Source organism: uncultured Bacteroides sp., from assembly GCF_949298305.1.
GTDB lineage: Bacteria > Bacteroidota > Bacteroidia > Bacteroidales > Bacteroidaceae > Bacteroides.
This window is the reverse complement of record NZ_CASFWU010000008.1, coordinates 39164-50950: the sequence shown is the minus strand read 5'-3', so window position 1 is coordinate 50950 and position 11787 is coordinate 39164. Positions and strand designations below refer to the sequence as shown.

Here is an 11787-nt window from a genome sequence, read left to right as displayed (position 1 = left end):
AACTATGATTTCTAATCGAAAAATTTTATTAGCCTTGTAACTAACTGATTATTAGTTAATAATAACTGTTTTAAAGAATTTTCTCCGGACAGCAATGAACTCTCTTGATGAGAACTTTTCTCTATCTTCCCTAATTTTTAGTAACTTTAATGATGAACCGAAATACTATCATTTACTTCTATATCCACATTAAAGTAGCGGAATGTTAAAATCAATTATACCTTTTTACATTCTATGTCACCATCATAGAAGTTAGACAGATAATCTTCTGCAGCTTTGATGCTATCGGCATTGAAATGACCTACTAATTCGCCATCAACAAGACATGCAACAGAAATACCTCCAGCAAGTGCGTTCATCTGAGTCTTACTCAATGCAAACGCTTTGAATTCATTTAATTTTTTCATGATTTTAAGAAACCAATATTAACAAAATATTTCTTTCGGACTTTATTTCAAGCTGAAATCCAAGAACAGCCATCACATTCGCGAATGATAATATCTTTATATCAAAACATCGGGTAAATCACGCACCTCGCACACCTCCGGCATCGGACGGTTACCCACCAAAGCCCAAGGCATTTTGTCCAACTGTTACTACCGGGAATAGACTATATTAATCCAGCCGATGTGAGGGATTAGAATGGTAACGTACCCATCCATAAAGAAATTAAAAATAGAATTAATGCTTTCATCTTATTAGTTATGTTTTTGTTTTTTGATACCCCAAAATTAGCTATCTGAAAGCATTGGATTTGTGGATTTTTTGTGGAATTTTCGGCTTTCCACAATTTTTTTATGTGGAAAAAATGTAGAAAAAGGCATTCAAAGATGTTTTAACACGTCTTCCAACCGCTTTTTACCTGCATCCGGGAAATATTGATGCAGGAGACGTTTCTGACGTTTATATACACCGGAGCGGTCTTTTTCCAACAGAATGGCGATGTCCTGTGTGGACAAGCCCAACTCCGTAAAACGGTTAATCAGGTTAAGCAGTTCATTCTGATCTTCTACCGTGAAATGTTCTTCATAATCGTTGTAGGATTGGTGATAAGAAAGAATACGGGTCACCTTGGCATATAGTTCCGTTTCGCGAAGATGACCGACCAAGTCGTCAAAATCGATCAGAGGGTGCACCTCTTTCGGCTCATTGAAAGGCAGTAAGAGGACTTCCGGCTCAACCACTGACGGTTCTGCGGACAACAGCGCCCGATGTTCTTTCCACCAGAACTTCATCAGTGCATCCATCTGCCCGCGAAGGCGTTTCCGCTCTCTGGCTCGTCGCCCCAACAACAGCACAATGCAAACGGCCAATGCACCAATCGCCGCCAGACAAATCAGAATCAGCCGCTTCATTTGCGACTGTTCCTGCCGATGTAACAGATCTTTCTCTGCCAATATGATTTCTTCCCTCTGTTCCTGTTTGCTATACATTTCTCTATATTTGCTTTCCTGATCCTGATAGTAAGCAACCTGTTTCCAGTCTTCCTGCCTTCGGGCAATATCTGCCAAACGCATACAGGCATTCATTTTCACCTCGGAAGCCTCGGAGCGCATACTTTGAAGAAAATAATAACAGGCGGAATCGTATTGCGCCGTCTGATAGAATACATCGCCCAACACAACGCATGCCCGAAACAATTGCGAAGAGTCCCGTTGGCTTAAACGGACCGCCTCTTTCGCATAATGCAAAGCCAAATCGCTCCGCTTCATACGGGAATAAAGGTAACTGAGCGAAAGAGAAACACTCGAACGACGGTCATCATCCAGCATATTGTAGGACTGCTGCAACAACTGTTCGGCCTTGGGATAAGCCTTTTTTCCCTGCCCCAACTGATAAATGGCCTGCCGATGTAGCGTTTCTGCCCACAAAAGCGTATCACCGCTCCGAAGTGCCATCTGTCCGGCTTGCAGATAGAGGGAATCCGCCTGAACATCCAAACCATTGTTTTGCAACAAATACCCCATATTGCCATAAATACGCCCCAATAAACGCCAGTCCTGTGCCCGACGTACGTAAGGAATGGCTTTTCGATAAGTAATCAGAGCCATGTCATATTGCTGTCTGCCGCTATACAACAATGCCTGACAATAATAAACCTTGGCAAGCATCGTTACATCATCCCTCTGTCGGAAATAATCGACAAGCGTTGAAACCACAGAATCATTCACCGTAAAAATGCCGCAACGACATTCCGCCTCCACGGCCAGCAACCGGTGACGCATGCGGTCGCCCTCTTCTAAGGCCGAAGGAGGGATGCTTTGCAACAGGCGAAGGGCGCTGTCGGGACGGGCATCCATCAGGCTGTCCGCCTTGGTAAGCAGATTGGGATAGTCCGCGCGCGAGCCGCAGGACAGGCTGCACAGGCAGAGCAACAGGAGGAGGCAATGCGTCAGTTTCATGTCGGTGAATTTATCGGATAGCAAAGATACGATTATTTCATTCAAGTTTCACAAGTGCGAATTGAAAATCGGCGAAGCCAAACTTGCAGGAGTTAGAGAAGTTAGAAGAAGTTATCGCCCGCCAGGGCGGGCTTAGAAGTTAAAGGCCAATAGATAAGATAATGAGGAATGAAGAATGAGGAATTTCTGTGCCCATTAACCATAAATCATTAACCATTAATCATTAACCATTACAAAACTATCGGCTTTAACTTCTAACAGAGCAAAGCGAAGTGATAACTTCTATAACTTCTTAACTTCTAGCAAAATACTAAACCCGAAACTTGAGTTATTAACCATTTACCATTCACAAAAAATATTGGTTTAACTTCTCAACTACAACCTTTTAATAAACTTGTGAAACTTAAGTTATTTCACTCAAGTTTCGGATTTAATATTTATCTGGTAGTTAAGGAGTTAAGAAGTTAAGGAATTAAGCCAATACATTGTGAGCTGTTTGTTTTTCTATACTCCTAAGCCCGTCCAAGACGGGCGATAACTCCTTTTAAGTCCTTTAACTCCTGCAAGTTTGGCTTCGCCGATTTTCAATTCGGTAAAACCGAAACTTAAGTTATTTCATTTCCGACAGGCCACACAGGATGCAGAGTTTCACGGAGTTTGTTGGGTGAAGCTTCACCGTAATCACATGAAGATGAACAGATTGCAGTGAAAGATGGAAATGCGGGCTACACGGAGAGTACGGATGAACACGACTCTTCATTGAATGGGCATGAAACTTTATCTTTCACCCTGTTCAACTGATTATCAGCGCAAAGAGTTGTTCACAGAAAGCGTGAAGGCACTTTTCTCTTTTTCGCTATTATCCGTGTGAATCCGCTCCATCCGTGCAGTCCGCGTATCCATCTTTCACCCCGTAAAGTGCCACTTGGCGGCTGTAACTATCTACTTCAGCCGCGTAAAGCAAGTAGTTAGCCGACGTAACAAGCCTATCGGACAGCACAACAAACAAGACTGCCGGGAGAGTGAAAGAAAAGCTATCGAATATGACGAGCAAATCCCACAAGACATTGCCTGCAACTCCCGCGAGCCGTGCAAGTGTCGCCCGCACGCCGTGCAAGCATCGCTTGCGGGCCATGCAAGCATCGCTCATGCACCCGGCAAACAGGAACCTAAAACCGTCAAGCCACAGCCGTGAAAGCCGTCCGCTTCACCCGACCATAAACGTAGATGAAGGCGGGGATGAGGAAGGCATCGGCGAAAATCCAGGCCGTAGGGTCGCCGAAGCAGACGGCCACATAGCCCCAGGCCGGGACGGCAAAGAGGCTGACCAAGACACGGGCCACCATCTCGGACACGCCCGAAAGCATGGCCAGATTGGTGAAACCGGCTCCCTGAATGGTGTAGCGCAGGATGCAGAGCAACCCCAGCACGGGAAAGAAGCTGACGGCGGCATGAAGGAACAGCACGGCGTCGGCAATGATTTCCGTCTCGGACGGGTCAACGAACAGTTGTACAAACAGGTGTGCGCCAGACATGAGGACGCAGAAGGTAAAGGCCCAGTAGACCATCATCATCAGCGTGCTGGACTTCACGCCCTGCCAGATGCGCCGGGGCTTGCCCGCCCCGTAATTCTGTCCGGCAAAGGTAGCCATCGCCATGCCCAGGCTCTCGAAGGGACACATGAAGAACATCTTGATGCGCATGGCAGCCGAGAAGGCGGCCACACAGGCGGTGCCCAGGGCGTTGTTGGCGCTCTGGAGCATGATGCTGCCAATGGCGGTGATGGAGAACTGAAGTCCCATGGGGACACCCACGGAGAGCAACGTACGGGCCAGGCGGCCGTCGAAACGGCGTTCGGACGGCGCAGTGCGCAGGATGTCGAAGCGGCGCATCATGTAGAAGTAGCACAGCAGGGCCGATACGCCCTGGGCTATCAGCGTGGCAATGGCCGCACCGGCCACGCCCCACCCCAGCACCAGAATGCAGAAGAGGTCGAGCAGAATGTTGAGCACGGTGGAGAAGAGCAGGAACCAGAAAGGCGTCTTGCTGTCGCCCAACGCACGGATGATGCTGGAGAGGAGGTTGTAATAGAACGTGCAGGGGATGCCGACGAAGGTGACCAGCAAGTAAAGGTAAGCATCGTGGAAGATGTTTTCAGGCGTGCGTATCAGGTGCAGAATCCAGCCGCAAAGCAGGGCTGTGACAACAGCCAGCGACAGGGAGATGACAGCTGCCAGCCGGAGGCTGACCGCCACGTAGCGGCGCATGGTGACGTAGTCGTGCGCGCCGAACTTCTGCGCCACGGGAATGCCGAAACCGCCGCAACAGCCGTTGCAGAAACCCAAAATGAGAAAAATCACCGAGGTGCTGGCACCCACCGCCGCCAGCGGATTGATGCCCAGGAACTGTCCGACAATGGCAGCGTCGACCATCGAGTAGGTCTGCTGCAACAGGTTACCCATCAACAGGGGCAAAGCGAAAAAAAATATCTGCGGGAGGGTGCGTCCCTCCGTCATCTCCACCGATTTGGCCATGTGTGTATCTTCCTGAAATCGGGCGCAAAATTAGCAAAAAAACAGACGGGGGCGAATTGATTTATGTCAAATAGCGTCAAAGAAGGCCGCTGTCCTTCAGCAACGGGCTATGGGCCATGTACTCGGGAACCGGTGCGTAGATGTACATCACGCTGCCGCCCTTGATGGCATCGATGAGGGGGCGTGACAACTTCTGCGGCACAGCCGGACAACCGAAGCTGCGCCCCAGACGGCCTCCCCTGGCCGCCACCGAAGGGTCGGCATAGGCAGCTCCGTGTACCACGATGGCGCGCTCGCGGGCGCGGTCGTTGATGCCCTTCTCCAGCCCGTCCAGCGTCAGCGAATAGCCGTTCTTGCCCTGGTAGGTCTCGCCCGTGAGATAGAATCCCAGCGAACTCTTGTAGGAGCCGTATTCGTTGGAGAAGGAGGTGGCGTAGTTGCCGCCGCTGTTCCTGCCGTGAGCCACGACGGAGGAGAAGAGCAGCTTGCGGCGATTCAAGTCGAACACGAACAGGCGCTCTTCCGTAGAGGGGCGCGAGAAGTCTATCAGTGTCAGCACATCGCGCTTGCGGCCCTCAATCTTGCGGTATCCGGCCATGGCCTGACGGAAGGCTTTCCAGTTGACCACTCCCTCCAGCCCCATGGAGCGGAACAGGGCCGCACACTCCGCATCGGCCACGGCCCCGGCCGGTTCGGGCCGGACACGACGAAGCGGCTCGCCCCCTCTGAACAGGGAACAAGGCAGCAGAAGCAGCCACAGAGTAAACAGAATGCGCATCATAAAACTATCCATGGGAAAAAGACGGCGCAAAGTTAGTACTTTTTCCCTCCGATACTATCAGTCAGAGAGTTAAAAAAGCGCATACGGCGCAGGCCGGCTATTCGTTTACCCGGTCAATTCAATTACGTTTTCAGACAAGATTGAATTTCCAATATCATCTTTCGGAGCATTCTTAAGGAACAGCACCGGAACGATGGTGTATTCTTGGGCAAACGGCAACAGATTGGCTTTACGGAGAAGTTCGGTTGTTAGTCGTTTGCCATTCTCTTGTGTTGTCCATTTGCATTCCCCAACCAGCAGATACTTTTTATCGAGTGATTCTGCCATTACATCAAACTCGACTTGTTCCGGTTTCTTATCCTCATTGAGAACTGAACCCCACCAACGTTTTGCCTTGCCATAAACTACTCCATTGATCATATTTCCAGTGACGGCATCCCTACACAGTTTTTCCCACTGCATACTCACATACCCGGAGAAATGAGCAGTCAACGACTGTTCGATGGGTAAGCGACGGTTAAGTTCAATGAAAGAACGATTAGGAACAACAAACTGATAATAGAATGCCATAAACGGATCGGCTATCTTATAAAGGCTTTTTTTCGCATTCTTTTCATCGATACCGAATGGAACATCTTTTTCCAAGAATCCGAGATCGACAAGTTTCTTCAATGGACGCGACAAGTTGGTTGCAGGCTCATTACACCGTGCGGCAATCTCTGAAAGCCGATTTGCACCGGCACCGATATAAGACATTATGGTTGAAGTCTTGACAATATCCTTAACATCATCCTGAAACAGTTTTATCGGTTCCTCATAAAGAGTTCCATTTACAGAAAGGATATTGTGCCACAGGGCATCATCAAGCGAACTTTTATTTTCCCTCAGTTCCCAATAACGCGGCACGCCGCCCCATACGGCATACTCTTCAATGGCGTTCACCGCATCAAGGTTCAAAGCCTCCTGAATATACGGCAAACGTATCGGCGTAAGTCTCATTATCTCATCAGCACGACCATAGAGGGGCGCCGTAGAATCAAGGAACAGCCCATACATCATATTCTGCGATGAACCGCAAAGCACAACATTATACTTCAACTGCTTCCCGTCAACAAGTTTCTGTAATACAGACGGCAACTCCGGAGATTGCTCCACAAGATACGGAAATTCATCCAAGCATAGAGTAAAACGTTTGTCTGTCCGATAATTGGCAGCACGAAATATAGACTCCCAATCCGGATAGGTCAACTTATCGAAATCCTGAAACACTTGTGCAAGCACTTTTGCAAGCAACATCCTTTGATGCTGCCCCTCAGAACAATCGGCAAGGAAATAAACATCCGTATCCGTCAACACTCTTTTGACAAGCGTTGACTTGCCCAACCGTCTACGGCCGTATATCACGACTAATGAAGATTTTTCTCGAGCAAGAGCATCCTTCAGCCGTACAGTTTCATCTACCCGGTCAACGAATTTCAACTTCGTCGATTTTCAATTCGCAAGCTCAAGTTGCAGTTGACGAGCAACAAGTTAACGAGTTGACAAGGCGTTTGCAGCGGGCCGTTTCAAGCGGCACTATATCAAACAGGGCATTCCAGCCTTGTAGACTTGTTGACTGAAGCCTTGTCAACTAATAAGTTGAGCACTTGCGAAACTTAAATTATTATTATGCAATGCAAACATAATGTTTTTATGGCATAATACAAAATCATGAATTATGTATTTTCAATAGGAATGCGATGTTGCATCGGATTCTTCATAAAAAACGAAACGTTTACAGACACGGGCAGAAAGTTTAAAAAACGCACACGGCGCAGGCCGGCTATTCGATGACCACCACCAGCGACTGCTCCAGCGGTGCCCAGTCGAAGATGAACTTGGAGTGGGAAGTGGCATTGCGCACACACATGTGCGAACGGGGCGTGGTGCCCAGCGACCAGCTGTACTCTATCATGGCCGTGGCGGGCACGTTGACCGGCACACCGTGGATGTAGGCTCCATTGGTGAAGCGGCTGGCATAGGGGGCATAGCCGCCGGTGGCGGTGGAGCCGTCTTTCAGGAAAATCATGCGTTCCTTCTTCTGCTGGACGAGGAACATGCCCAGCGGAGTCTCCTGCGCATAAGGCGGGGCGTGCCTGCCCGTGGTGGCGGGGTTCATACTGCGTATCTTCCAGCGTCCTTCGGCCACCCGCTCCAGCGTGGCGATGTTCTGGTCGCGACGGTCAACGAATACCACGTGGTGAAATACGGTGGAGTCGGCCAGCGGCTTCAGGTAGCGGGCGGGCACCAGCCATTCGTCCACGAACGTGGCCGGATGCACCCGGCAGAAGCTGCCCTCGGTGCCGTGCAGGTAGGCGATGGTGCCGTCGCGCCCGTAACGTTCGGGCACCAGCGTGTCCGACGGCAGATAGAGGGGAACGGACTGGTAACGCTCCACCCCGAGCGTATCGGCCACCCGGCGGTAGACATTGCGCACATACTTGCGCACCAGCGGAGCCTCGCGGTTCAGATTGCGGTAGTTCTGCAACACGACCCAGCGGACCGAATCGCGCTGCATGTTCTCAATATAGGCCAGGCAGTTGCGGATAATCTCCCACTTGAAGGAACGCACCGTATCGCGATAAGGATAGACATCCTCCAGCGTATATTGGTCGTACAGGAAGTCTTTGGTCAGGACGATGTCGGAGGCCGTCAACGGCCTCTCCACAAACACGGGGACAATCGGCTCAGCCGGAGAAGCGGCATACACCCCGCCGTCGGAAGAAGGGGCAGGCGCCTGCCCGTCGCGGCAAGCGGCCAGCAACAAGCCCCATAACAGGCAGAAAACCGGGAAATACTTCATGGACACATCCTCCTTACCTCTATAATATATACATCCTATACAATCTCAATCCCGAAAGCATAGAGCAGCCCCTCCAGTCCTCCGGCCGAGAAACGGGCCTTGCGCAGCTTGTTCACCGTGGGGTCTATCAGGTAGTTGCGGGCCGTGAAGAAATCGGCCTTCTCCAGGTTGGTACGGTGGAAAACCGCCCGCAGCAGGTCGCATCCGCTGAAAGAGGCACGCGAAAGGTTGGCACCGCTGAAGTCGGCCTCGCACAGTTCGCAGTCGGTGAAGCGGGTGCCTTGCAGCCCCAACCCCGCAAACAGGGCATAGTGAAGGATGCAACGCTCGAACTCCAGCGAGAGGGAGAACTTGTTGCAGTCGGCAAAACTGATGCCTGTCATCTTGCATTCCTCGAACTTTACGCCCTGCCAGGCCGTGCGGTTCATGGTGACCAGGCTGAGGTTGCATTGCTGGAAACGGCACTCCTCAAAGGTGTGGCTGCCCAGACGCATGTCCGAGAAATTGCAGCCCTTGAAGGTGCAACGGTAATACTCCGGTTCAAGGCTCCGGGCGGTAAAGTCAATCTGTTGCAACACTTGTTCTTCCATAACTATCTCTATCAGGCAGGCGTTTACCCTGCCCCGACATCAGACAAAGATACAACTTTATTCCCAATCCCAACCGCCGGCCGCCATTAATTTCAGCCGCAGGCGGAAGTTTGCAACCAGGTTGCACGCCCCATTGCCTATTTTTGCACCGAAAACCTAAAAAAGACAGACGAACATGAGTTGCAATTGTGGTTGTACACACGGACATCGGCATCCCGAAGAACAGCGGAAAGAACCCAGTTTTCTGAAAACCTATGGCGGCATGTTGCTTTCGGCCCTGATGCTGGCAGCAGGCATCGTGCTGGACAGCCTGGAGGCGTCCTTCTTCCAATCCCAGGAAGTGGCCTTCGGCTGGTATCTGGCGGCCTACCTGCCCGTGGGGCTGCCCGTACTGAAAGAGGCCTGGGAGAGCATCCGGCAAGGCAGCCCCTTCAGCGAATTCACGCTGATGTCCGTTGCCACATTCGGCGCCTTCGGCATCGGCGAATATCCCGAGGCGGTGGCGGTCATGCTGTTCTACTCGCTGGGCGAGGCTTTTCAGGAGAAGGCCGTGGACAAGGCCCGGCGCAGCATCAGCGTCCTGCTGGCCCAACATCCGGACAAAGCCGTCGTGCTGAGGGACGGGCAGCACATCTGCCTGCCACCCCAAGAGGTGAAACCGGGAGAAATGATAGAAGTGAAGCCCGGCGAACGGGTGCCGCTGGACGGACGGATGGCGGACGAACGAGCCGCCTTCGACACTGCCGCCCTGACGGGCGAAAGCGTGCCGCGCACCCTCTGCCAAGGCGAGGAGGTGCTGGCGGGCATGATAGCCACAGACAGGGCGGTGCGCATCGAGGTGACCCGCCCCTTCGGCGAAAGCAGCCTGTCGCGCATCCTGAAACTGGTTCAGGAAGCCAGCGAGCGGAAGGCGCCCGCCGAGCTGTTCATACGCCGCTTTGCCCGCATCTACACCCCCATCGTCACCGGCGCGGCCCTGCTCGTGGTGCTGCTGCCCGGACTGTGGTCGCTGGTTGATACGGACTTCACGTTTGCATTCAGCGACTGGCTCTACCGCGCCCTGGTGTTTCTGGTCATCTCCTGCCCCTGCGCACTGGTAGTCAGCATCCCGTTAAGCTACTTCGGCGGCATCGGGGCCGCCTCGCGGCTGGGCATTCTGTTCAAAGGGGGCAACTACCTGGATGCCGTGACGGAAATCAATACGGTGGTGTTCGACAAGACAGGTACCCTGACCGAAGGCAGCTTTGAAGTGCGCTCCTGCCACACTGCCCCAGGCACGACGGAAGAAGCGCTGTTGCAGGCCCTCGCCTCGGCCGAGCAGGGCAGCACTCACCCGGCAGCCCGGGCCGTGGTGCGCCATGCACTGGGGCGGGGCATTGCCCTGACCGCAGCCGGCAACGTCACCGAGCGGGCGGGCCTCGGCGTGGAAGCCACCGTAGGCGGACGGCAGATACTGGCCGGCAACCTGAGCCTGCTGGCCGAACACGGAGTGGCCTGCCCGCCGGAGCTGCACGAGGCAGGACAAACCATCGTGGCAGGTGCCGCTGACGGAAAATACATCGGCCACCTGCTCCTGTCCGACGTCCTGAAAGCAGACGCCCGCCAGGCCGTCGAGGAACTGAAAGCGCTCCGCATCCCAAATATCCACATCCTGTCGGGCGACAAACAGAGAATTGTCACTACCTTTGCAGACGAGCTGGGGATTGACCATGCCTACGGCGACCTGCTGCCCGAGGACAAGGTGAAACACCTGGAAAGGCTGAAACAGGACGGAAAGGCGAGGATAGCCTTCGTGGGCGACGGAGTGAACGATGCCCCCGTGCTGGCCGCAAGCCATGTGGGCATCGCCATGGGCGGACTGGGCAGTGACGCCGCCATCGAGACGGCCGACGTGGTGATACAGACCGACCGCCCCTCGCGGGTGGCGACGGCCATCAAGGCGGGACGGCAGACGCGGAACATCGTCCGGCAGAACATCGTGCTGGCGCTGGGCATCAAGCTGCTGGTGCTGGCACTGGGCGTGTGCGGAACGGCCACCCTGTGGGAAGCCGTCTTTGCCGACGTAGGCGTAGCCCTGCTGGCCATAGCCAACGCCATGCGCCTCCAGAAGCTCATCCGATAAAAGAATGTAGAAACCAACCGACCGAAAGAAGAGAAGTATGGACGAACAAGAATGCCTGGAACTGCTGGCCAAGAGGGAGATACAACCCACGGCCATACGGATACTGATACTGAGAACCATGAAACGGGCCGGACGCTCCGTGTCGCTGGCCGACCTGGAGGACATGCTGGACACGGTGGACAAATCCACCATCTTCCGCACGCTCACCCTGTTCCTCTCCCGCCACCTGATACACAGCATCGACGACGGGACGGGCTCCTTCAAGTATGCCGTATGCAGCGAAAGCTGCTCGTGCGGCGTCAACGACCTGCACACCCACTTCCACTGCACGCGCTGCAACCGGACTTTCTGCTTCACCAACATTCCCACGCCCGTAGTCAAACTGCCCGACGGCTTCACACTGGACAGCATCAACTACGTGCTGAAGGGCCTCTGCCCCGAATGTGCCCGCAAGGCCGGACACCTCGGCAAACCCGAAACCTGAGAACATAACCGCACTCCTGTTTGTTTATGTGT

General features: G+C 52.8%; 9 protein-coding genes. 2 read left to right on the top strand and 7 right to left on the bottom strand.

Translation table 11 applies throughout. The features are described 5' to 3' along the window. Positions 1–215: 215 nt before the first annotated feature. From Q1Y74_RS02070 to Q1Y74_RS02040, 7 genes are all read right to left on the bottom strand, one after another. Entirely contained in the window at positions 216–407 is a 192-nt protein-coding gene (locus Q1Y74_RS02070) for a hypothetical protein (RefSeq protein ID WP_300812050.1), read from the bottom strand. Between the two features lie 417 nt (positions 408–824). Next, positions 825–2402 (bottom strand): hypothetical protein, encoded by a 1578-nt coding sequence (locus Q1Y74_RS02065; RefSeq protein ID WP_300812049.1) that lies wholly within the window; start codon positions 2400–2402, stop codon positions 825–827. Between the two features lie 1178 nt (positions 2403–3580). Continuing rightward, positions 3581–4936, bottom strand: coding sequence for an MATE family efflux transporter (locus Q1Y74_RS02060; RefSeq protein ID WP_300812048.1), 1356 nt, complete (start codon positions 4934–4936; stop codon positions 3581–3583). A 76-nt stretch (positions 4937–5012) separates the two neighbouring features. Further along, a complete protein-coding gene (locus Q1Y74_RS02055; RefSeq protein ID WP_300812046.1) occupies positions 5013–5717 on the bottom strand; it encodes a murein L,D-transpeptidase catalytic domain family protein in 705 nt (234 codons plus the stop codon). Between the two features lie 105 nt (positions 5718–5822). Then, positions 5823–7196: an ATP-binding protein gene (locus tag Q1Y74_RS02050; RefSeq protein WP_300812045.1), complete on the bottom strand. Its 1374-nt coding sequence runs from the start codon at positions 7194–7196 to the stop codon at positions 5823–5825. A 343-nt stretch (positions 7197–7539) separates the two neighbouring features. Then, positions 7540–8559 carry a L,D-transpeptidase gene (locus Q1Y74_RS02045; protein ID WP_300812044.1) on the bottom strand — a complete coding sequence of 340 codons (1020 nt, stop codon included), beginning with the start codon at positions 8557–8559 and terminating at the stop codon, positions 7540–7542. A gap of 35 nt (positions 8560–8594) precedes the next feature. Further along, the gene (locus tag Q1Y74_RS02040) at positions 8595–9149 is read right to left on the bottom strand and encodes a pentapeptide repeat-containing protein (protein WP_300812043.1); all 555 of its coding nucleotides are present in this window, start codon (positions 9147–9149) and stop codon (positions 8595–8597) included. Positions 9150–9324: 175 nt separating this feature from the next. Here Q1Y74_RS02040 and Q1Y74_RS02035 point away from each other — a divergent pair, with 175 nt between their 5' ends. Next, positions 9325–11271, top strand: coding sequence for a heavy metal translocating P-type ATPase (locus tag Q1Y74_RS02035; protein WP_300812042.1), 1947 nt, complete (start codon positions 9325–9327; stop codon positions 11269–11271). A gap of 37 nt (positions 11272–11308) precedes the next feature. Continuing rightward, a complete protein-coding gene (locus Q1Y74_RS02030) occupies positions 11309–11755 on the top strand; it encodes a transcriptional repressor (RefSeq protein WP_300812041.1) in 447 nt (148 codons plus the stop codon). Positions 11756–11787: the final 32 nt, after the last annotated feature.